This window comes from Acinetobacter sp. ANC 4178 (genome assembly GCF_004331175.1).
In the GTDB taxonomy this organism is placed as follows: Bacteria; Pseudomonadota; Gammaproteobacteria; order Pseudomonadales; family Moraxellaceae; genus Acinetobacter.
Genome location: NZ_SJOD01000007.1, coordinates 85,177 through 106,931 on the forward strand (window position 1 = coordinate 85,177; position 21,755 = coordinate 106,931).

Sequence of the window (21,755 nt, forward strand, 5' to 3'; positions counted from 1 at the left end):
TTTATTCAGTTACCAAAGAAATCAAATATTGACCATAATCATTCTTACTCATGCTTTGGCCAATTTCTAACACTTGAGCTTTCGTCAACCAACCATTATGAAGTGCAATTTCTTCAAGACACGCCACTTTATAACCTTGACGTTTTTCAATGGTTTCAACAAACTGTGCTGCTTCAAGTAAGCTTGCATGTGTTCCTGTATCTAACCAAGCAAAACCGCGTCCAAGTAACTCAACATTGAGATCACCACGGTCTAGATACATCTGGTTCACTGTCGTAATTTCAAGTTCACCACGATCTGATGGTTTTACTTGTTTTGCAATTTTTACTACATCATTATCGTAAAAATAAAGTCCCGTAACCGCAAAATTCGATTTTGGATGTTTTGGTTTTTCTTCTAATGAAACAGCTCGTTTTTCCTCATCAAACTCAACAACACCAAAACGTTCAGGATCTTTGACTTGATAACCAAATACGGTTGCACCCTTTTGACGAGCCACAGCCTGGCGTAGCATTGGTGTAAAACCTTGACCATAGAAAATATTATCGCCAAGTACTAAACAGACATTACTTTCGCCAATAAACTCTTCGCCAATAATAAATGCTTGAGCTAAACCATCTGGACTTGGTTGGATCGCATAACTTAATTCAACTCCGAATTGTGAACCATCACCCAATAATCGCTTAAAGCCATCTATATCGTCTGGCGTACTGATAATAAGGACTTCACGAATACCAGCCAACATCAACACAGACAATGGATAGTAAACCATTGGCTTATCGTAAATTGGTAACAGTTGTTTTGAAACGCCTTTTGTGATCGGATACAAACGTGTCCCTGAACCACCTGCTAAAATTATACCTTTTGTACTCATTATGCACTTACACCTAATCTTTCTCTTTGGTAACTACCATCTTGTACCCGGCGGCACCACTCTAAATTATTTAAATACCACTCAACGGTCTTTCTAATCCCTGTTTCAAATGTTTCCTCAGGCTTCCAGCCTAAATCTTTTGCAATTTTCGAGGCATCAATTGCATAACGCAAATCATGTCCTGGGCGATCTTTTACGAAAGTGATTAATGTCTCATAAGGTTGATGATTATTTTGCGGTTTTAATTCATCTAAAATTTTACAAATTGTTTTCACAACTTCTATATTTTGTTTTTCATTATGACCACCGATATTATAAGTTTCCCCAACTTTACCTTCAGTCACAACTTTATATAGAGCTTTGGCATGATCTTCGACATACAACCAATCACGAATCTGGTCACCTTTACCATAAATCGGTAAAGCCTTACCATCCAGCGCATTTAAAATCACTAATGGAATAAGCTTTTCTGGAAAGTGGTATGGCCCGTAATTGTTTGAACAATTCGTTACTACGGTTGGTAAACCATATGTTCTATGCCAAGCACGCACTAAATGATCTGAACTTGCTTTACTTGCTGAATACGGCGAACTTGGCGCATAAGATGTCGTTTCAGTAAATAAATCTGTTGTACCCTCTAAATCACCATAAACCTCATCTGTTGAAATATGATGAAATTTAAAAGAGGTTTTCTTCTCTTCATTTAATTGTAGCCAGTACTTACGCGCAACCTCTAATAATGTATAAGTTCCCACAATATTTGTTGTAATAAACTCAGCGGGACCATCGATTGAACGATCTACATGCGACTCAGCGGCTAAATGCATAACCACATCTGGCTTAAATTGCTGGAAGATTTTCTCTAATGCGGCTTGGTCACAGATATCAATTTGACTAAATTGATAACGTTCATTGTTCTCAACTGATACCAGTGATTCTAGATTGCCAGCATAGGTGAGTTTATCGATGTTAAGTACGTGATGTTTTGTATTTTCAATAATATGGCGAACGACTGCTGAACCAATAAATCCAGCACCACCTGTTACCAATAAGTTCATACTTTCCTGCTTTTAATCCAAATTAATTTTTAACTAAATAATTTAAGGGTAATCTTTCAATAAGTAATATATGCCTTTTTTCTAAAACTATTTGCCAAATTTGTTCAAAACACATAAATGCATGATATAAGCAGTTGAATCGAACAGCGCATAATTTATCAAATTTAGATGAATAAATTATATCATTTTTGTTCAATTCTTGGGAGCTTTAAGCACTCGGGCTGTTTAAGAAAACTGCTAAATATTCAACGGACAATCTCTATATTCGCTTCACACTATAAGTCATGATTCATATAGCTAAAAACCAACTTTTGAAATAGCGAAATTTATCCAAACAAACGTTTTGTATTAATAATTTTTTTTGACCGAAAAAAGCCATATATAACCCCTACAGATTGTCGCATGCAAATATTTGTCATACACACCCATGATTATGCAATCCAATTATGTCACAATATGGACATTACTACGAACTCCATCACAGCATCAGCAATAAAAAGTCTCCTTTGAAGTTTTCAAATTTGGACTTTTCAGCTTTTGACATGCACTGCATGATCGCAAAAAATTACGCTGAATAGGCAACTCCATATCGTAGCCTTGTAACATAAGCGCTTTTTATCCCCTAATAGTAAGAGAAAAACAAACTCACTATAGACAATTATGGAAGAAGTCTGTTGTACAGGTAGTATATAAACCTTTGATTTAGAAACGATAACTTTAAATTTTCATGAAATGAAAAAACTATAAACGTAAGTCACTTTCAGTTTTATCAAGAATATATTTCAAATCATAAAGCACACATTTTTCTTTACCCAAAGCATGAAACTCTTGAGCAGTCATAGACTTAAACTGATTGTGGGCAACAGCAATCACAATTGCATCATACAGACCTTGCTCTAGGTGCTGAATCGGTGCTAGACCATATTCGTGCTGCACTTCTTGCTCATCGACCCAAGGATCATAAATGTCCAAGTCTAAGTCATAATCTTTGAGTGCTTTAATAAAATCGACAATTTTGGTATTACGAATATCTGGGCAATTTTCTTTAAAACTAAGCCCCATGACTAAGATTCGTGCACCTACCACCTGAATGCGCTGTTTGACCATTTCTTTAATGAGTTGCGTTGCAACATACTCACCCATACGATCATTTAAACGACGTGCAGCCAAAATAATTTCAGGATGCAATCCAATAGACTGTGCTTTATGAGTTAAATAATAAGGGTCTACACCAATGCAATGTCCACCGACTAAACCTGGACGAAACGGTAGAAAATTCCATTTTGTACCCGCAGCTTTAAGCACTTCTTCGGTGTCGATACCCATTTTATTAAAGATGAGTGCAAGCTCATTGATTAATGCAATATTTACATCTCGTTGTGTATTTTCTATCACTTTTGCCGCTTCAGCAACTTGAATACTCGGAGCTTTATACGTGCCTGCATGAATAATTAAATTATAAACTTCATCAATAAAATCGGAAACTTCAGCCGTAGACCCTGAAGTTATTTTCAAAATATTAGTGACCCTGTGTTGTTTATCCCCTGGGTTAATTCGTTCAGGACTATAGCCTGCAAAAAAGTCTGTATTGTATGTTAAGCCAGATACTTTTTCTAAGACAGGAATACACGCCTCTTCCGTGGCGCCAGGATATACCGTTGATTCATAAACCACGATGTCATCTTTTTTTAATACCTGGGCAATACTGGTTGATGCCTTAATAAGAGGGCTCAAGTCTGGTTGCTTAAAGTCATCAATCGGCGTTGGAACTGTAACTATAAAAAAGTTGCAATCTTTTAAATCGGCTAAGCTTGCACTATAGCGTAAACTCACAGCTTGCTGTAATTCCTCATTAGAAACTTCTAAAGTAGAATCTTGACCGTTATTAAGCTCATCAATACGTTTTTGGTAAATATCAAAACCCACCACTGGGACTTTTTTACCAAACTCCACGGCTAAGGGTAACCCAACGTAGCCTAATCCGATGATGGCAATTTTTAGATCAGCAAGTTGAAGCATAGTACAGCCTTGTGCTAATTAGGATAAGAAATCATTAAATCACGCACAATATAGCAGAAATTCATTTTATTTAATGACTAAATTATGTTGTTCAACGCAATATGAATCTGAACGGTTTCGATCATTTTACATAGAATATATACATTGTTTCTCTGACAAATGATCTTAAGCGTGTAAACCCATTCTTTAGGCGGACAAATTTAGAGACTTAGGTCGTTCTTTTTAAAAAACCACTTACATCTTAGGAATGCGAGTTACTTATTACATCAAAAAAATATTTAGCTATGTTATACAAACAGTACGTTTCACTAACATCTTAGGCTATATTAAAGATGCTAATTGGTATAGTATTTACCAGTTTTATATAAATTCTTCGGGTTCTCGAAACCCAGATTCAATATTCAAATTACTTATAAATAGGGTTTATTTTCGAGTGAGTTACTACCGTTATAGCATATTGTTAGCACTAGGTTTAGGCATAACTGGTTGTGCAGCAACATCAGGACTTCAAACCTACGATCTTCCTGATCAAGGCTCGTATAAAACCAACCAAGGTGCTGAACTGAATGTTATACAGTTAACACAAGATAATATTTCCAATATTGGACAACCACCGATAACTAATTTTTCAGGAATTCAGGCACTTTTTAATAAAAAACCTAGCGTTTATCGTTTAAATTACGGCGATGTATTGTCTATTCAATTGTGGGCATACCCAGAAATTACGCCCCCAATTCAAGATACAGCAAATATCAGATCGACAGGTTATCCTATTGACCCGAATGGAAATGTTCAACTTCCACTGATTGGTTCGGTCAAAATTGCGGGAAAAACACTTGCTGAAGCACATACGTTTTTACGTGATCAGTTCAGCCGATACTTAAAAAATCCTGATGTGATCGTACGCGTACTCTCTTTTGAAGCCAAGCGTTATTATGTCAATGGCCAAGTTCTAAGAAGTGGGCAATATACCATCAGTGATTTACCAATTAGCCTTTATACAGCATTGGGACAAGCAGGAGGTATTGACACCAAGACTGGAGATACCACTAATATTCAACTGATTCGGAATGGTCATACTTACAATCTGAATACGATTCAATTAGAAAAGCAAGGTTTATCTTTACACAATTTGCTCGTTCAAGCGGATGACACTATTTTCGTCAATACAAAACAAGAACAAAAACTTTATGTCATGGGTGAATCAAATAAAAGTCAAGCCATTAACTTAAGAGATCAAGGTATGTCTCTAAGTGATGTATTAGGTGAGAGTGAAGGGATTAATCCTTATTCTGCCAGTGCAGCAAGAATTTATGTCATGCGTACCGATTTGAATACTAAGCAATCAACCATTTATCACCTCAATTTGAGTAGTCTTGGAAACCTAGCTTTAGCCAATCAATTCAATATGAAGAAAAATGATATTGTCTATATAGATGCAACAGGTTTAACTCGTTGGCAACGTGTAGTAAATCAAATTATACCGTTCTCAAGTACCTTATATACCTTAGATCAACTTGGGAAATAATTTGATGGCCATACAAAATATTTTAGTGGTTTGTGTTGGAAATATTTGTAGAAGCCCTATGGCAGAGTATTTTTTAAAGCATGAATATCCCCATTTACAGATTGAATCAGCAGGTTTATCCGCCATGGTCGGTCATGGTGCTGATGAAAAAGCGATTCACTGTATGGATAGATTTAATATCGATATGCGACAACATATCGCCAAACAAATAAATGCCAACTTAATTAAAGCCGCTGACTTAATTTTAGTTATGAGTAACAATCAAACTCAACATATAGAAAAACAGTGGCCTTTTGCTAAGGGTAAGGTCTTTCGTTTAGGTCATTGGCAAAAACAAAATGTTGCTGACCCCTACCAGCATGATCAAGCTTTTTTTGATACGACCTGTGCCAATATTCAAAGCTTTGTTGCTGATTGGAAGTCACATTTTTAATAAATTATTACGATATTAACCTATGAATCAAAATTCTAGTACTAGCGAAGATACTATCAGCTTAAAAGAGTTATTCTTTTCCTTAATTGCTCAATGGAAACTTATAGTTCTGTGTATTATTCTGAGCTTAATTTTTGCCTTACTCTATTTAAGAATTACACAACCTGTTTATTCAACAGACGCTCTTGTACTTGTAGAAGATGGTAAAAGCGCAGCCTCTGCGGCACTGCTTGGTGAATTGAGTCAACTTTCAGGAGGTATAGGACAAAAGTCTTCTGCCGATGCTGAAATTGAAGTTTTAAAATCTAGAATGGTTTTAGGCAAAGTTGTTCAGGATTTAAATCTTGACCTGGGTGTTACTGATTCCGAAAATTCCGTATTTAATCGTTTAATATCAGAAAATAGAACAACGATAGACTACACGCCTACACAAGTCGTTTATCAAAATAAGTCATCGCTAGTTCAGATTAAACAATTCAATGTACCAGATTACTTTTTAGATAAACCTTTAAAATTAAACTTTAATCAACAGGGTTCATTCCAGCTCATTTATAAAGATGAAGTGGTTTTTGAAGGTAAAACCAATACTAGAAATCAAGCCCCGAATAAATACGGTTTATGGACTCTCTATATTAAAAAGGACAATACCTCTACCCCAGAACTTGTACTGACCAAATACTCTTTACCGACTGCCATGAAAAACCTCATGTCAAATTATGCTGTTGCTGAGCGTGGAAAGTTAACGGGTGTCATTGGTTTAAATTATCAGGGAACTGATAAAGAGCATATTACTAAAGTGCTTAATCATATCCTCAGTGTTTATCACAAACAGAATATTGAACGAAAATCGCTAGAGTCAACGCAAACGCTAGCGTTCTTGGATAAGCAATTACCTATACTTAAACAGCAACTTGACGATTCTGAAATTAAATTCAATAGATTTCGTGAAAAATATAACACGGTCGATGTGACACAAGAATCTGAATTATTATTGAAGCAAAACATTGAGCTAGAACGCTTAATGATTGAACTAAAGCAAAAGCAAGCCGAACTTTCTGCTAAATATACAAATGACCATCCTTTAATGGCTGAAATTAACGCTCAATTAAGCGAATTGTCAGACAAAAAAGCGCAGCTTAATCAAACTTTAAAACAGCTCCCTGAAACTCAACGCTTATACTTACAGTTATACCGCGATGTTAAAGTCAATGCTGAACAATATACAGCGCTCTTAAACAACTACCAACAACTCAAAATTGCCAATGCTGGTGAAATTGGGAATGTTCGTATTGTCGACACAGCAGTTAAACCTTTTGAAAAAACAAAACCACAAACTCTCATTGTGCTTATTTTATCAATTTTTGTCGGTGGATTTATGGGCGTATTAGTCGCATTGATGCGAAATATGCTGCGTACAGGGATTAAAGATTCTGGTCAAATTGAAACAGAACTCGATCTTCCCGTCTATGCGACTGTGCCACGTTCACCTGCACAGGAGAGTCGTGTCAACATTATCAAGAAGAAGAAACATATTCCTATTCTTGCAGTCAAAAATAGTGACGATATTGCGATTGAAAGCTTACGTAGTATGCGTACGGCAATTCATTTCGCCCTCAATAATGCACGAAACAACATCATTATGATTTCAGGCCCTGCACCAGAACTCGGTAAATCATTTGTTTCCACTAACCTTGCAGTTATTTTGGCACAAAGCAATAAGCGTGTATTGTTGATTGATGCGGACTTACGTCGTGGCTATTTACATAAGTACTTCCATCAAGATAACCAAACAGGACTCTCTGAATACCTTAATGGTCAACATCCGCTAGAAAAAATTCTCAAAACGACAGAAGTTGAAAATTTATCAGTGATCACTCGCGGGAAGAGTCCAGCAAATCCATCTGAGCTACTCAGTACTGAGCGCTTTAAAAACTTGTTGGAACAATTATCGTCTCAATTTGACCATATCATTGTCGATACGCCACCTATTTTGGCAGTTACCGATGGTATTATCATTTCCCAATACGCAGCCGTTAACCTTGTGATTGCACGTTATGGCAAAACACAAATTAAAGAGCTTGAGTTGGTCGTGAATCGTTTTGAACAGGCAAACGTTAAAGTGACAGGGATTATCTTGAATGATATTCAACGCACGGCAGGTACAAGTTATGGCTATAACTACGCCTATGCCTATAAAAATGCGAAAGATGATTAATCATTTAGTATTCATTTTTCACCTAAAAGGATCAGCATAATGCTGGTCCTTTTTATTTGTATAAAAAATGTTTTAGGTAATCAGTCTGTTATAGCTTCTTTGCCCATACAGGCATATAGTAATATCCAAATATATCGTCGGTTGAAATACCATCTAAGCATTAAAAAATTTGCTAAAATAGCAGCAAATTTTTGATTACTACAATGAATTTTGGAAAACCCTATGAGTAAAGCCTTACCCATCGCTGTTGCTGTAATTTTAGGCGGTGCTGCACTTGTTCCAGTTTATTATGCCACCAAACATCCCGAAGCGATCACATCAAAAGCCTCTAAAAATGCTTCTGCTGTTGAAAAAATTAGTTATGCTTTAGGTTATGAAGTTGCACATCAAACACCTCCTGAACTTGACATCAATAGCTTTGTGACAGGCGTACGTGAAGGTCATGCTCGTACACAACCTGCATACACTGAACAAGAATTACAGCAAGCGTATCAGCAATTCCAACAAGAAATGCAGAAAAAACAGGCAGATCAAGCTAAAAATACACAGAGTGCAAGCGACGGCTTCCTTACTGAAAATGCCAAAAAACCAGGGGTAAAAACGACCGCTTCTGGATTGCAATATATTATTACCCAAGAAGGCACGGGCAAGCAGCCAGCGGCTGACTCGGTAGTAACTGTGCACTACACAGGTAAATTGGTTGATGGGAAAGTCTTTGATAGCTCAATCCAACGTGGTGAGCCAATTGAGTTCCCACTAAATCAAGTGATTCCAGGTTGGACTGAAGGTTTACAATTGATGAAGGAAGGCGGTAAAGCCACTTTATTTATTCCAGCTAAATTGGGTTATGGCGAACAAGGCGTGCCAGGTACGATTCCAGCCAACAGCACACTGATTTTTGATGTTGAATTAATTAAAGTAAAGTAAGAAATTAAGGAGAGCTTAGCTCTCCTTCTTTGACTTTAAAGATGAATTTTTGCACAAGATACGGGTTTAAATCGAGCAAACAGATTAAATCAAAATGATTTTAACGTGAAACTGATTTAAATCTAACGCGCAAAAAAATAAAAAAGTCGGGTCATGGATATTCCCCAAATTTTTAGATATTCCGACATGAAAAATACTTTAGGAAGGTTGAATGAAAATACAAATTCTCTTGGCATCGACGCTGTTATTCAGTGCGACTACTTTTGCTAAACCCATTACCACCAGCAGTTCAAGTTCAGAACAGGTCGGCTATAGTTTTGGTTATTTGATGGGCCGTACCAATGCTGAATCGATGAAAGATTTAAATCTAGAAGCCTTCATTCAAGGACTCAGAGAAGCCGCTCAAGGCAAAGAAGCTTCATTGACCGATGAAGAAATGGCACGCGTCTTAACCCAATATAAAAAACAGGCAGAAGCTCAACAACTAATTGAATTAAGAAAGAAAGCCGAAGAAAATAATAAAATCGGTAGTGCATTTCTCGCAGAAAATGCCAAAAAATCAGGCGTACAAACCACAGCATCAGGCTTACAATATCAAGTCATTCAAGCTGGTACGGGTAAAACACCTAAAGTCAGCTCAAAAGTTAAAGTGGACTATGAAGGTCGCCTGATTGATGGCACGGTTTTCGATAGCTCGATTGCACGTCAGCACCCTGCCGAATTCCAAGTCAATCAAGTCATTCAAGGCTGGACCGAAGGCTTACAATTAATGAAGGAAGGGGCAAAATATCGCTTCTTTATTCCTGCGAATCTTGCTTATGGTCAGATTGGTTCTGGCGATATAATCGAGCCAAACAGCACCTTGATTTTCGATGTCGAATTATTACAAGTATTACCGTAAAAAAAGGGACTGATCACAGTCCCTTTTTTTACTATAGATCATCTCAATGCAGCTGATTTTTTATTTACGTATCAACTTAACATCATGTTTATGGGCGTAAATCACGCGGGCGGAATCCCATCACAATTAATCCAATCAGGTAGGCCAAAACACCCACTACACACAAGCCAATCACTTCAGCCACGCGCAGCCATTGGGATAAGCTGCCATCATACCAAGTTAAACCGTAAGCCAAGGCCGCAATCATTACAATGTTGGCTACCCCGTATTGTAAAAACAGCTTTTTCCAATGCGGACCAAAACGGAAAATATGGCGTTTATGCAAGTAGAAGTACAGCATTCCCGCATTGACTAAAGCTGAACCAGAAGATGCCATTGCCAATGCCATGTGTTCGGCATGCCAATCAATCAATTTAAAGAAACCAATAAACACCACGTTTAAAATCGCATTGGCTGCAACTGCCATTAAACCGACCCGTACTGGGGTTTTGGTATCTTGCTGGGCATAAAACCCAGGCGCAAAAACTTTAATCAGCATAAAAGCAATGACCCCAGCACTCATACACTGCAAAGCCAGTGCCGTCATTTGCGTATCTTCTACAGTGAATTCCCCTCGTTGGAACAAAGCTTGAATAATCGGGGTCGACAGCATAAAAAGTGCGATGCTGGCAGGAAGCCCAACCAACACAATAACCTTGGCAGCCCAATCCATCATGCCACGGAATTTATGTTGATCTTGCTCCGCGTGTCGTGCCGACAATGACGGCAAAATGACCGTTCCGATGGCAACGCCAATAAGCCCCAATGGTAACTCGGTCATACGCTCCGCACTATATAGCCATGACACAGAACCATCCTGCATAAATGAAGCCCAAATGGTATTCAGCAGTAAATTAATTTGCGTCACGGATACCCCAAACAATGCAGGCAGCATCAGCTTCATGATGCGATCAACACCTTCATGTTTGAAGTCAACCTTCGGGGGAATCAATAAGTTTTTACGCCAAAGTTCAGGAATCTGAACGGCTAGCTGTAACACCCCCGCCGCGACAACAGACCACCCCAAGGCCATAATCGGCTCAGCCATATACGGTGTGAGCCACCATGCTCCTGCAATCATTGCCACATTGAGGAGTACTGGAGAGAATGCTGGCGATGCGAATGAACCGTAACTGTTCAAAATACTGCTGGCAAAGGCCGTCAGTGACATGAACATTAAATATGGAATGGTGAGGCGGAACATGCTCACGGCCAGATCAAACTTCTCTGGATCTGAATGGAAACCCGGCGCATAGATATACAAAATTGCTGGCGCTGCAACCATGGCGATAAACGTCAGCAAGGTCATGATCGTTAGTAAACCGCCAAATACACGACTGATGAGAATCTGGACTTCTGCATGTGCCTTACTGGTTTTATATTCGGTCAGTACAGGAATAAAGGCTTGTGAAAATGCCCCTTCTGCGAATAGGCGCCGAAAGAAATTGGGGATACGGAAAGCCACCACAAATGTATCGAAATCCTTCCCTGCACCAAAGACATTGAGCAAGACGATATCACGTACTAATCCGAGTACACGAGACAACATGGTCATTGCACTGACAATAAAGGTCGATCGCCAAAGCGCCATCGTATCCACCCAGTTAAAAAATTAGTCGCTATTGTAATGAAACTTGTGAAGAAAAATCGTTGTTAAATGATTAACCTCAACGGAAATGTCTCTTTATTTTGAGTTCTTTATCTGTTGTACCAAGCTTCTGAACTTGACCCAATCAAAGTAAGGACCTGGATCGGTTTTACGACCCGGTGCAATATCGGAGTGCCCTGCCACATGCTGTTGTATCGTTGGATAAGCTTGTTGCAAACTCACCATCACTTGCGCTAAGACCTGATATTGCAGGCTTTCAAAGGCACAGTCATCGCTGCCTTCAAGCTCAATCCCGATGGAATAATCATTACATTCCTGCTGCCCTAAATAGGTAGAACGTCCTGCATGCCAAGCCCGTTGCTGAAAATTCACAAATTGCAGCACCTCTCCAGTACGTAAAATCAGCAGATGGGCCGAAACCTTTAGGTCTTGAATGGTTTCAAAATAAGGGTGTAGCGTTGCATCTAGCCGGTTCTGGAAAAATTGCTGGATATAACCTCCCCCAAACTGCGACGGTGGCAAGCTGATATTATGAATCACCACCAATTCAATTTTCGCTTCTTCTGGTCGCTGATTAAAATTAGGTGATGGAATTTGCTTCGCACCGATGAGTTGACCATCGACAACCTGAAAAGAGGGGAGCTGCTGCATAATCCATTCCTTGCTCTATGGAAGCTTTATTTATAAGTACACCATGCTAAAACTTTCATCATAAAATCTCAAATCTACGCAATAAACTGTTTAGAACAATGTTAAGATAACGCGCAATTTTCATGGGTTAAAATGACACGGAAAGACTATGAGTATTTCTCCAACGCTGCTTGAACAATCAATTCAGATCAACATTCAACAAGCACTCCAAGAAGACATTGGTGATGGGGATATTACTGCCTTATTAACCCCTGAAAATGAGCAAGCAACGGCGACCATCATTAGTCGAGAAGATATGATTCTCGCAGGTCAACCTTGGGTGGATGCCTTAATTCAGGCATTTGATGCTACGGTTCAAGTCACTTGGTTAAAACAGGACGGCGATAAAGTTGCCGCCAATGAAGCTTTTTTAAAGCTTGCTGGCTCTGCGCGTAGCTTACTTACAGTAGAACGCCCTGCACTCAACTTTATTCAAACTTTATCGGCAGTTGCGACCAAAACTGCTGATTACGTCAAACAGTTGGATGGTTTAAACACCAAGTTGCTCGATACTCGTAAAACCCTACCCGGTTTACGTATTGCACAAAAATATGCGGTTGCAGTGGGTGGCGGACAAAACCACCGTTTGGGTTTATTCGATGCGTTCTTAATTAAAGAAAATCACATTATGGCGGCAGGTGGTATTGCCGAGGCAATTGCCAAAGCGCATCAGATTGCACCGAGTAAACCCGTTGAGGTTGAAGTGGAAACTTGGGATGAACTCAATCAAGCCCTTGAAGCCAAAGCAGACATTGTGATGCTAGATAATTTTAGTCAGCAACAAATGATTGATGCCGTAAACCACGTTGCAGGACGTTGCAAACTGGAAGCCTCGGGTAACATTACCCTTGATAATTTACGCCTAGTGGCCACCTCAGGCGTTGACTATATTTCCATGGGTGTACTGACCAAAGATGTCAAAGCCATTGATTTATCTATGCGTTTTAATGGCTAATGACTGATCCAAATCAGGCGATCAAGAATTAGCTTTTTCGCCTAACTTTTATACACACTAAGTCGATTGAAATTAATTTCTAAAGTTTTATAATGCCGAGCTAATATTTCTCCCCCCATAGCAACCGTTATGAATATCTGGAAACAGCAAACTTTATTTTTGCTGATTGCACTCGTGTCTGTAGCCTTTTTTTGTCTTTATCCTGCTCTACCAAAAATTCTACAAAATCCTGAAATCTATTTTCAATATAATGGCGCTAGACTTTTCATCTCTGTGCTCATCAATTACGCCTTGATTTCCTTTGTTTATTTATTGTTTAGAAAGACCTTTATTACGGTTCTATTTAGCCAATTTATTTTTTTACTGCTCATTTTTATTAACAATCAAAAAGAACAATATTTATCTGCCAGCCTAGTTCCCACCGATTTCTTATTGATTCAAGAAACCTTTACCGTTGCACCGTGGTTACTCAAATTTTCGGTACTGACAGCGGTTGCTGTGTGTGTTGCGCTTATGGTGTTCCTGTTTCGAAAAGAACAATTTGAACGAAAGCGCCTCTTTTTTTCTAATCTACTGATATCATTACTTGTATTAGGTTTTTTTGTTACTGCAAACTTTAGCAATAATTTTAGTAATTTTTGTAGTCAGAATAATCTAAATTGGGTGTGTAAGTACCAACAAGATTTTCCCAATACCAAAGGCGATTGGATTGGTGATCATCTCACCATTCAAAAAATTGGTTTTATTCCGTTCTTTTTTTCAAAGTCGATGGATAGCCTGAATACTCGGCTGTTTAATACCGAAAATATTCCTGAACCCACCATCAAGGCACTCTATACACCTTTCAGTACAACCCCACCTGTGCTCAAGCCTGAGCAACAGCCGAATATCATCATGATTATGAGTGAGGCGCATTGGGATGCGCGTCAGTTGGGCAAAAGTATTCCACAGAACATCACCCCAACACTTGATCGCTATCAAACCTCAAGCTTGCTTTCGCCCAGTTTTGGCGGCGGTACTGCCAATGTGGAATTTGAAGTCCTGACCAGTCTGAATATCTATCTCAATCATAACGAATTGATGTATGTGTCCAAACTAAAACGCCCAACCTATTCTCTAGCCACGTATCTGAATAGTTTGGGTTATGACACCACGGCCATGCATAACAGCGGTAAGTTTTTTTACAATCGTAATAGTGTCTATCAAAACTTAGGTTTCAATCGCTTTACCTCACTGGAAAACATGACCAGTGCCCAAGACCGCGCCAAATATATCAATCAGGCAGGTTGGGCAAACGATGATTTACTCTATCAATCGATTCGCAACCAACTGAAACACACCGAACAACCGCAATTTATTTATGCGATTACGGTAGAAAATCACTTTAACTATAATGATGATCGTTATGGTAAAGATCATTTCAAGATTGATCAGCCAGAACTAAGTGACAGTTCCAAACGCCAACTGAATACTTATCTGACTGGTTTACAGCGTGCGGATCAACATGTTGAAAAATTGCTGCAAGATTTAAAACAACAGGAACGCCCAACGATTGTGATTTTCTTTGGTGATCATTTGCCGAATTTGGGTCAGGTCTATGATGACTTCCATTTCTTTGCGTCCGCCCAAGAAAAAGCAGAAAAGAAAGATGTGAAGTTTTTTAGTACGCCATTGGCGGTCTGGAGCAACTACCCTATAGACCGTAAACTGTTTACACAAAGCAATATTCCAGCGCACTTTCTCGCGCCTAAAGTGCTCACGGCAGCCCAATTGCCGCTTCCTCCTTATTATCAATTTATTCAGGAAGTGAATGCTTGCTATAGTGCCATACATCAAACAGGGGTCGAACTCAATCCTAAGTGTAAACATCCGCATCCGCAATTGTTAAACCAATATAAAGATTTAAATATGGATGTGTTGAATGGGAAAAATTATAGCTATCAACTGCTGACTCAAAAGGCATCTTAAGTTTTATGATGCTGTTGAATCTTTAGATTTTTGTTGCTCTTGTTGTGATGGATGAGCTGTTTGATCCCAAGCCGAAGCCGTTTGTTTGAATTGAGTCGGACGTGGATCACACGCCATGAGTGCAAAAGTCACCACTGCGCAGAACAGTATAAAAAATTGAGCCATAAAACCATGCTCCAATGAAATGAATGGCATGTACTCTACACCGCGATCATGACCATAAAATTAAGCGCATGTTATGGATTGAGCTTGATTTGATTAAGTTTTGTAATAAAAAAAATGCACCCTGATGGGTGCATTTTTTATTTTTCAATACTCAAAGGTATTACCAGCCTAAAGCTTCTTGCTGCTTCTGGATCAAGGCTTGAATACCTTGTTCGGCCATTTCTAACATGTCATTGGTTTGAGCACGAGTAAATGGTTTGTCTTCCGCTGTGCCTTGAATTTCAATAAACTCACCTGCTTGCGTCATAACAACATTCAAGTCGGTCTGGCAGTTTGAATCTTCTTCATAGCACAAATCCAACAATACTTCGTCCTTAAAAATACCAACAGAAATAGCCGCAACTAAACCTTTTAATGGATCATGCTTAATTTTCTTTTGTGCAAGCAACACGTTCATGGCATCTACCAACGCCACGGCAGCACCCGTAATGGCAGCAGTACGTGTGCCGCCATCAGCCTGAATCACATCACAGTCGATGGTAATGGTATTCTCGCCCAATTTTTTTAGATCCACCATGGCACGTAAACTACGGCCAATCAAACGTTGGATTTCTTGAGTACGCCCTGACTGCTTGCCGCGTGCCGCTTCACGGTCACTACGGGTATGCGTTGAACGTGGTAACATGCCATATTCAGCAGTTACCCAACCTTGTCCCTTACCTTTCAGAAAGCGCGGTACAGAATTATCAATACTAGCAGTACATAGCACTTTGGTGTGGCCAAATTCAACCAGCACAGATCCTTCTGCATAACGTGTGTAATTGCGAGTAATTTTTACATCACGTAATTGATCTAGAGTACGTTGGTCGATACGCATAATTCGCCTTTAATATTGACAGAAATTCGTTGCGCACAAGTATACCAGATGCAATCTCGTCAAATGGTATATCCACAACCCTGTCATCAAAAAACTCGGTTGAATGACATGCCACGACTTTTTACCTCAGAATTACTGCTGTTTTTCTGGACAAAAAATTTGTTAAACTCCATCAAAGCCAGTCGAGAGCCATTATGTCGATTAGAGATGAACGTAAACAACAAAGTCGCCAAGCCCTCTTGGATGCCGTCTTAAGTTTAAGTTCATCAGGAATTTCTTTTAGCAGCATGAGCTTACGAGAAATTACCCGCCATGTTGGCTTGGTTCCAACGGCGTTTTATCGTCACTTCTTAGATAAAAATCAGCTCGGTCTGGAATTAATTGATCAGGTTGCCCTACAACATAAACGGGTCTTGCACGAACTCAAGTTAGCCTCCTTGCTTCAACAACCTACCAATATAGAACCTCGCCTAAATCAGTTCCTTGCCGCCGTACAACAACATCCTGAATGGTGGATTTTTATCAGTGCGGAACGTTGGGGAGGCAGTGCTTTATTACGTTATGCCATTGCCCGAGAAATTGAATATCTCATTGAAGATTTAAGTGATGAGCTGAGTGAGACTGAACCTAAATATGCTTTTCAAGACCTGAACATCCTGTCCAATCTGCTGATTAATTTATCTTTTAATTGGGCAATGTCTTGGATTAATTTAATGGTTAGCACCGACAGCCCGCAACTGATGCAGCAACGCCTCAGTTTTAAACATCAAACCGTTCAACAAATAGAACTGCTCTTTAGCGGCATCACCCATAAGAAATAAGCCGTTATACATATTGTAGGTCACCGAAACGCTCATAAAAAAACCTGCAAAAATGCAGGTTTTTTTGACACTTCACAACTTATTTGGCTTTACGCTCTTTCTCAACCAAGTAGCTTACGACTTGCGTTACTTTGGCATCTTCACCTTGTACCACATATTTACCATTCACCACCACCGCAGGTACACCTGTTAACTGATACTGTTTTGCCAGTTGATTCGCTTGTGCGACTTTAGAGGTAATCATGAATGAGTTAAACATGCTGTTAAATTTAGCTTCAGGTACACCATATTTGCTAAAGAATTTCGCCTGAGATTGCTGATCAAAAATTTGCTGACCATTCACATGGATCGCATGGAACAAAGGTAAATGGGTCTTTTGACGCACACCTAAGGCTTCAGAAACATAGTAACCACGTGCACCTTGTTCCCACACTGGGTTCATTGCTGCTGGCGTACGCACAAAACGCACACCCTTTGGAATGTTCTTCAACCATGCCTGCATATGCGGTTCTAATTTAAAACAGTGTGGGCAACCATACCAAAAGAATTCACGCACTTCGATTTTTCCTGGCACTTCAACTTTGCCTGGGTTGGCGACTACCGTATAGTCCTTACCTGCAACAAAATCCGCTGCCATAACACTACCAGAAAATGCCAATACGACTGTTGCAAGGCTACCCAAAAGGAATTTTTTCATTGCGTTTGTTGTCCTCTAAATCATTATGATGAGCTTATGCGAAAACTATAAAACAATTTAGTCGATTTCGTTTTCCTTCTGTGAACTTTTTTACTGCTTTTATCGCTTTTTTTAGAATTAACGCTACACTAGCCGTATTGATCTTTATACCAAAACAACTTGATTGAGGTGGCGCAGATGTCGCAATTAAATGTTGATCCGCAAGAAATTGCCAAATTTGAAGCCTTCGCTGCTATATGGTGGGATCAGCATTCTGAATTCCGACCACTGCATCAAATTAACCCGCTGCGCCTCAACTGGATTGATGAACGTGCCAATGGCCTTGCCGGAAAAAAAGTCCTTGATGTGGGCTGTGGCGGCGGCATCTTGGCAGAAAGCATGGCACGTCGCGGGGCACAAGTGCTGGGCATTGATATGGGCGTGGCACCATTGAATGTTGCGCGGATTCATGCCGAACAAGAAGGCGTACAAAATATCGAATATCGCCAAATTCCAGTGGAAGAATTAGCCAAAGAACAAGCAGGTCAATACGATGTAGTGACCTGTATGGAAATGCTGGAACACGTGCCAGACCCTGCTTCCATTATTCAAGCCTGCCAAACACTGGTCAAACCAGGTGGACAGGTGTTTTTCTCGACCATTAACCGCAATCCGAAAGCCTATTTATTTGCCATTATCGGGGCAGAATATATTTTAAGAATGTTGGCCAAAGGCACCCATGATTATCATAAATTTATTAAGCCATCTGAATTGGCGCATGATATCCGTCAAGCTGGCTTAAACCTGAAAGACATGACAGGATTACATTATAATCCGCTGACGAAACGTTACTGGTTGGCACCAAATGTCGATGTGAACTACATGGTCTACACTGTAAAAGCAGGTGCAGAATGAAAGCCGTTCTGTTCGATTTAGATGGTACTTTAATTGATACCGCTGCGGACTTTATTCGCATTATTCAAGGCATGTGTCGTGATGCAGGTCGTGAAGTGGTTGATGCAGCGCTCATTCGTACCCAAGTGTCTGAAGGTGCACGCGCCATGGTCAAACTGGTCTATCCAGAACTTGAAGTCGATGACCCTATTTTTCTGGCGCACCGTCAACGCTTTCTAGACTTGTACGGCGCTGAGATTGCAGTAGATACCGACCTATTTACGGGGATGTATCCGCTTTTGGAACAATTGGAACAGCAGAATATTCCATGGGGCATTGTGACCAACAAACCCCGCGGGCTCAGTGAGTCTTTATTGGCTGCCCTCAATCTAACTGAACGCTGCGCTGTTTTGGTTTGCCCTGAAGATGTCAGTAAAACCAAGCCTGATCCTGAACCGATGTATCTTGCCGCACAGCAATTGCAACTGCCCGCAGAACAATGTATTTATGTGGGTGATCATCCGCGTGATATTGATGCAGGTCGCAACGCCCAGATGTACACCATCTTGGCAGCCTATGGTTACTTACCGTTGGCCTACAGCGATGACTTAACCGCATGGCAAGCCAATTGTATTGTGAACACAGTGACCGAATTACAACACGTGATTCAACAAAAACTCACGTTCAACCGTACTATAAATACATAAACTTGATGAAGTAAAAAATAAGAAGGAGGTGGCCATGAAATATTCTGAATATCAGCCTCGCCCTGATCTACTTAAAGATCGCATCATTTTAATTACTGGGGCTGGTGATGGCATTGGTCGTGCTGCGGCACTCAGCTACGCCTTACATGGTGCAACCGTGGTCTTGCATGGTCGTACCTTAAACAAACTGGAAGTCATTTATGATGAAATTGAAAGTTTGGGTGCGCCACAACCTGCAATTTTGCCGCTGCAATTATCCAGTGCTTCACCGCGCGATTATGAATTGTTGTACGACACTTTAGAAAAACAGTTTGGTCGTTTGGATGGCATTTTGCATAATGCTGGCATTTTAGGTGAACGTACCGAGCTTGAGCATTATCCGATTGATGTTTGGGATGATGTCATGGCCGTCAATCTGCGTGCGCCCTTCCTTTTGACGCAGGAACTGTTACCTCTACTGCAAAAATCTGAGCATGCCTCCGTCGTGTTTGCCAGTTCTGGAGTTGGACGTCAGGTTCGGGAAAAATGGGGGGCTTACTCAGTTTCTAAAGTTGCGATTGAAGCGGTGAGCCAACTGTTTGCCAAAGAAAATCAACATCCCAATGTCCGCTTTAATTGTATTAATCCAGGGGCAACACGTACGGCAATGCGTGCCAAAGCCTATCCAGATGAAGATCCAAAAACCTTAGCAACGCCAGAATCGATTATGCCAGCTTACTTATACTTGATGGGTGATGACAGTCTGCATCTTAGTGGACAAAGCATTGATGCTCAAGATTAATCTCTTGGCCGTTTAAGCCCGAGCTAAAAATCCTTTGTTAAAAACAAAGGATTTTTTTACAACTCATTAATCGTTTTATTTTATTAATTTAACAAATATATTCGATTTTATAAATTAAAACATCTCTCCTAAACTCTATCGACATGCTCAACTACAGATTTAGGAGGCAATTTTCATGACCGATTTACAACACAAAGTCGCATTGATCCGTTCAATCCAATCCCTGCAACTGCCTGAAACACTGATACACGCTTTGGATGATGCGCAACAAGCACCGAGTGTCATTCAAGCGGTCGACTATTTACAACACTGGGCTGAACAGTGGAACTAGAGCATTCACTGATTCAGTATAAAGATACCTGTCACTGAAAATTTGTGCTGTTGTTGCCCCGTATATCGAATAAGCTGAAAAAATTGCCCGTGCAGAAAGATTTCCAAAATGGATGATTTCATGGATAATATTCTTAATTTATCTATTTTTTTAAAGAATTAATCCAATTCCTTCACAGTTTCTCTGCATTTTTTTCGTACATTAAGAACTGTGAAATGAATACATCTATAACGAGGGGTCAACATGAAAAAGACGATGGCGATATTGACCATTTCTTTCAGTGCATTGATGGCAAGCAGCCTGAGTTCTGCAGCTCCCCACTTTGATCATCGTGGCGATGACCAGCCACGCGGCAATCAAGGTAAAGGGCGCGACTTTCGTGATTTTGATCAAGATGATGAACGCATGCAAGATAAACGCCGCATGCGTGAAGAACGTGGGGTAAAACGTCTACAGCAGCATCAATGGCAAACTGGTTATGTCATGCCACAACATTATCGTGGTAACGGCTATAAAGTTGATTATAAAGACCATAGTCTCCCTAAGCCCGCACGTAATCAACAATGGTACAAAATCAACAATGACTATATTTTAATCGATTCGGGCAGTAATGATATTTTACGTATCGTGAATGACTAAATACTCAACTTAACTGTTGTATTTTCGCCAGTCTTACACCTCGTTAGACTGGCTTTTCTATCGCTGTATTTTTAAAACGCTTTGATTCACTGTGCTGAAAGGCTTGTGCCTCAACGCTTAGATGCTGTTTACAATCTTCGTTTTTTCTTCATAAAATTCACATTTGCACAATAGTGCTCTCATTTTTTCTCTGCTGTTGTTGGTTACCTTAAGTCTATCGAAAGACATAAAGATACATTGAGGTTCAACATGAAAAAATTAGTTTCTGCTCTCGTTTTTACTTTAGGCAGCACAATTGCTGTATCAGCGATTGCTGCGCCAAGTTATGAACATCGTTACGATGAGCGCCACTACGCAGAACAACATGATCATGATTGGCACAAAGAAGATGGCCGTTGGAACGATCAGCGCTATCAACGTATTAACCCAAGCCGCGATTGGCGTGTAGGTCAAACGTTACCTCGTGGTTATGATTCTTCACGTTATGCCGTGGATTATCGTGATGCCAAACGCTTGCACAAACCTGCCCGTTATCAACAGTGGTACAAAATTAATGGCGATTACGTGCTAGTGAACGAACGCAACAACCGCATTATTCGTATTTTGAGCTAATGCTTACAATCCTCGATATAAATCCCTTCCCCCGTC

General features: G+C 39.9%; 22 protein-coding genes. 14 read left to right on the plus strand and 8 right to left on the minus strand.

Features of this window, described 5'->3' with window-relative positions; genetic code table 11:
• Position 1: 1 nt before the first annotated feature.
• The 3 genes from rfbA to tviB form a co-directional block, all read right to left on the minus strand.
• Positions 2-874, minus strand: coding sequence for a glucose-1-phosphate thymidylyltransferase RfbA (rfbA, locus tag E0H87_RS14700; RefSeq protein ID WP_039249217.1), 873 nt, complete (start codon positions 872-874; stop codon positions 2-4).
• A complete protein-coding gene (rfbB, locus tag E0H87_RS14705) occupies positions 874-1,932 on the minus strand; it encodes a dTDP-glucose 4,6-dehydratase (RefSeq protein ID WP_131324277.1) in 1,059 nt (352 codons plus the stop codon). Before rfbB ends, rfbA begins: the two co-directional genes overlap by 1 nt.
• A gap of 741 nt (positions 1,933-2,673) precedes the next feature.
• Complete coding sequence (tviB, locus tag E0H87_RS14710) at positions 2,674-3,951, minus strand: Vi polysaccharide biosynthesis UDP-N-acetylglucosamine C-6 dehydrogenase TviB (protein WP_131324278.1); 1,278 nt, start codon at positions 3,949-3,951, stop codon at positions 2,674-2,676.
• 433 nt (positions 3,952-4,384) lie between these two features.
• On the opposite strand from tviB, the gene E0H87_RS14715 reads away from it, so the two are divergent.
• From E0H87_RS14715 to E0H87_RS14735, 5 genes are all read left to right on the plus strand, one after another.
• Entirely contained in the window at positions 4,385-5,479 is a 1,095-nt protein-coding gene (locus tag E0H87_RS14715) for a polysaccharide biosynthesis/export family protein (RefSeq protein WP_131324279.1), read from the plus strand.
• Positions 5,480-5,483: 4 nt separating this feature from the next.
• Positions 5,484-5,912, plus strand: coding sequence for a low molecular weight protein-tyrosine-phosphatase (locus tag E0H87_RS14720; protein ID WP_131324322.1), 429 nt, complete (start codon positions 5,484-5,486; stop codon positions 5,910-5,912).
• A 22-nt stretch (positions 5,913-5,934) separates the two neighbouring features.
• Complete coding sequence (locus E0H87_RS14725; RefSeq protein ID WP_131324280.1) at positions 5,935-8,127, plus strand: polysaccharide biosynthesis tyrosine autokinase; 2,193 nt, start codon at positions 5,935-5,937, stop codon at positions 8,125-8,127.
• A 222-nt stretch (positions 8,128-8,349) separates the two neighbouring features.
• Positions 8,350-9,054, plus strand: a complete 705-nt coding sequence (locus E0H87_RS14730; RefSeq protein WP_131324281.1) for an FKBP-type peptidyl-prolyl cis-trans isomerase — start codon at positions 8,350-8,352, stop codon at positions 9,052-9,054.
• 211 nt (positions 9,055-9,265) lie between these two features.
• Positions 9,266-9,955 (plus strand): FKBP-type peptidyl-prolyl cis-trans isomerase, encoded by a 690-nt coding sequence (locus E0H87_RS14735; RefSeq protein WP_131324282.1) that lies wholly within the window; start codon positions 9,266-9,268, stop codon positions 9,953-9,955.
• Between the two features lie 88 nt (positions 9,956-10,043).
• Here the strand turns inward: E0H87_RS14735 and murJ are convergent, their stop codons facing one another.
• On the minus strand, positions 10,044-11,594 hold the full coding sequence (gene murJ, locus E0H87_RS14740; protein ID WP_171458386.1) for a murein biosynthesis integral membrane protein MurJ: 1,551 nt from the start codon (positions 11,592-11,594) through the stop codon (positions 10,044-10,046).
• An 84-nt stretch (positions 11,595-11,678) separates the two neighbouring features.
• Positions 11,679-12,254 (minus strand): 1,6-anhydro-N-acetylmuramyl-L-alanine amidase AmpD, encoded by a 576-nt coding sequence (ampD, locus tag E0H87_RS14745; RefSeq protein WP_131324284.1) that lies wholly within the window; start codon positions 12,252-12,254, stop codon positions 11,679-11,681.
• 148 nt (positions 12,255-12,402) lie between these two features.
• On the opposite strand from ampD, the gene nadC reads away from it, so the two are divergent.
• Entirely contained in the window at positions 12,403-13,248 is an 846-nt protein-coding gene (gene nadC, locus E0H87_RS14750; RefSeq protein ID WP_131324285.1) for a carboxylating nicotinate-nucleotide diphosphorylase, read from the plus strand.
• A 129-nt stretch (positions 13,249-13,377) separates the two neighbouring features.
• Positions 13,378-15,216 carry an LTA synthase family protein gene (locus tag E0H87_RS14755; RefSeq protein ID WP_131324286.1) on the plus strand — a complete coding sequence of 613 codons (1,839 nt, stop codon included), beginning with the start codon at positions 13,378-13,380 and terminating at the stop codon, positions 15,214-15,216.
• A 3-nt stretch (positions 15,217-15,219) separates the two neighbouring features.
• Here the strand turns inward: E0H87_RS14755 and E0H87_RS16080 are convergent, their stop codons facing one another.
• Both E0H87_RS16080 and rph read right to left on the minus strand, forming a co-directional pair.
• Complete coding sequence (locus E0H87_RS16080) at positions 15,220-15,381, minus strand: hypothetical protein (protein WP_165493977.1); 162 nt, start codon at positions 15,379-15,381, stop codon at positions 15,220-15,222.
• 160 nt (positions 15,382-15,541) lie between these two features.
• Positions 15,542-16,258 carry a ribonuclease PH gene (rph, locus tag E0H87_RS14760; RefSeq protein WP_131324287.1) on the minus strand — a complete coding sequence of 239 codons (717 nt, stop codon included), beginning with the start codon at positions 16,256-16,258 and terminating at the stop codon, positions 15,542-15,544.
• A 194-nt stretch (positions 16,259-16,452) separates the two neighbouring features.
• On the opposite strand from rph, the gene E0H87_RS14765 reads away from it, so the two are divergent.
• The gene (locus E0H87_RS14765) at positions 16,453-17,079 is read left to right on the plus strand and encodes a TetR family transcriptional regulator (protein WP_131324288.1); all 627 of its coding nucleotides are present in this window, start codon (positions 16,453-16,455) and stop codon (positions 17,077-17,079) included.
• A gap of 79 nt (positions 17,080-17,158) precedes the next feature.
• Here the strand turns inward: E0H87_RS14765 and E0H87_RS14770 are convergent, their stop codons facing one another.
• Positions 17,159-17,776 (minus strand): thiol:disulfide interchange protein DsbA/DsbL, encoded by a 618-nt coding sequence (locus E0H87_RS14770; RefSeq protein WP_131324289.1) that lies wholly within the window; start codon positions 17,774-17,776, stop codon positions 17,159-17,161.
• A gap of 177 nt (positions 17,777-17,953) precedes the next feature.
• Between E0H87_RS14770 and ubiG the strand changes: the two genes are divergently transcribed.
• The 6 genes from ubiG to E0H87_RS14795 all read left to right on the plus strand — a co-directional run bounded on the left by ubiG (position 17,954) and on the right by E0H87_RS14795 (position 21,719).
• Positions 17,954-18,670, plus strand: coding sequence for a bifunctional 2-polyprenyl-6-hydroxyphenol methylase/3-demethylubiquinol 3-O-methyltransferase UbiG (gene ubiG, locus E0H87_RS14775; RefSeq protein WP_131324290.1), 717 nt, complete (start codon positions 17,954-17,956; stop codon positions 18,668-18,670).
• Positions 18,667-19,356, plus strand: a complete 690-nt coding sequence (locus E0H87_RS14780; protein WP_131324291.1) for an HAD family hydrolase — start codon at positions 18,667-18,669, stop codon at positions 19,354-19,356. Before ubiG ends, E0H87_RS14780 begins: the two co-directional genes overlap by 4 nt.
• A 34-nt stretch (positions 19,357-19,390) precedes the next feature.
• Entirely contained in the window at positions 19,391-20,137 is a 747-nt protein-coding gene (locus E0H87_RS14785; protein ID WP_131324292.1) for a YciK family oxidoreductase, read from the plus strand.
• A 175-nt stretch (positions 20,138-20,312) separates the two neighbouring features.
• The gene (locus E0H87_RS16085) at positions 20,313-20,468 is read left to right on the plus strand and encodes a hypothetical protein (RefSeq protein ID WP_165493978.1); all 156 of its coding nucleotides are present in this window, start codon (positions 20,313-20,315) and stop codon (positions 20,466-20,468) included.
• Between the two features lie 243 nt (positions 20,469-20,711).
• Positions 20,712-21,107, plus strand: coding sequence for an RcnB family protein (locus E0H87_RS14790; RefSeq protein ID WP_131324293.1), 396 nt, complete (start codon positions 20,712-20,714; stop codon positions 21,105-21,107).
• Between the two features lie 249 nt (positions 21,108-21,356).
• Complete coding sequence (locus E0H87_RS14795) at positions 21,357-21,719, plus strand: RcnB family protein (RefSeq protein ID WP_131324294.1); 363 nt, start codon at positions 21,357-21,359, stop codon at positions 21,717-21,719.
• Positions 21,720-21,755: the final 36 nt, after the last annotated feature.

Coding starts and splice junctions, on each gene's coding strand:
- rfbA (WP_039249217.1), bottom strand. CDS start 874: ATGAGTACAAAAGGTATAATTTTAGCAGGTGGTTCAGGGACACGTTTG.
- rfbB (WP_131324277.1), bottom strand. CDS start 1,932: ATGAACTTATTGGTAACAGGTGGTGCTGGATTTATTGGTTCAGCAGTC.
- tviB (WP_131324278.1), bottom strand. CDS start 3,951: ATGCTTCAACTTGCTGATCTAAAAATTGCCATCATCGGATTAGGCTAC.
- E0H87_RS14720 (WP_131324322.1), top strand. CDS start 5,484: ATGGCCATACAAAATATTTTAGTGGTTTGTGTTGGAAATATTTGTAGA.
- E0H87_RS14725 (WP_131324280.1), top strand. CDS start 5,935: ATGAATCAAAATTCTAGTACTAGCGAAGATACTATCAGCTTAAAAGAG.
- E0H87_RS14730 (WP_131324281.1), top strand. CDS start 8,350: ATGAGTAAAGCCTTACCCATCGCTGTTGCTGTAATTTTAGGCGGTGCT.
- E0H87_RS14735 (WP_131324282.1), top strand. CDS start 9,266: ATGAAAATACAAATTCTCTTGGCATCGACGCTGTTATTCAGTGCGACT.
- ampD (WP_131324284.1), bottom strand. CDS start 12,254: ATGCAGCAGCTCCCCTCTTTTCAGGTTGTCGATGGTCAACTCATCGGT.
- nadC (WP_131324285.1), top strand. CDS start 12,403: ATGAGTATTTCTCCAACGCTGCTTGAACAATCAATTCAGATCAACATT.
- E0H87_RS14755 (WP_131324286.1), top strand. CDS start 13,378: ATGAATATCTGGAAACAGCAAACTTTATTTTTGCTGATTGCACTCGTG.
- E0H87_RS16080 (WP_165493977.1), bottom strand. CDS start 15,381: ATGGCTCAATTTTTTATACTGTTCTGCGCAGTGGTGACTTTTGCACTC.
- rph (WP_131324287.1), bottom strand. CDS start 16,258: ATGCGTATCGACCAACGTACTCTAGATCAATTACGTGATGTAAAAATT.
- E0H87_RS14765 (WP_131324288.1), top strand. CDS start 16,453: ATGTCGATTAGAGATGAACGTAAACAACAAAGTCGCCAAGCCCTCTTG.
- E0H87_RS14770 (WP_131324289.1), bottom strand. CDS start 17,776: ATGAAAAAATTCCTTTTGGGTAGCCTTGCAACAGTCGTATTGGCATTT.
- ubiG (WP_131324290.1), top strand. CDS start 17,954: ATGTCGCAATTAAATGTTGATCCGCAAGAAATTGCCAAATTTGAAGCC.
- E0H87_RS14780 (WP_131324291.1), top strand. CDS start 18,667: ATGAAAGCCGTTCTGTTCGATTTAGATGGTACTTTAATTGATACCGCT.
- E0H87_RS14785 (WP_131324292.1), top strand. CDS start 19,391: ATGAAATATTCTGAATATCAGCCTCGCCCTGATCTACTTAAAGATCGC.
- E0H87_RS16085 (WP_165493978.1), top strand. CDS start 20,313: ATGACCGATTTACAACACAAAGTCGCATTGATCCGTTCAATCCAATCC.
- E0H87_RS14790 (WP_131324293.1), top strand. CDS start 20,712: ATGAAAAAGACGATGGCGATATTGACCATTTCTTTCAGTGCATTGATG.
- E0H87_RS14795 (WP_131324294.1), top strand. CDS start 21,357: ATGAAAAAATTAGTTTCTGCTCTCGTTTTTACTTTAGGCAGCACAATT.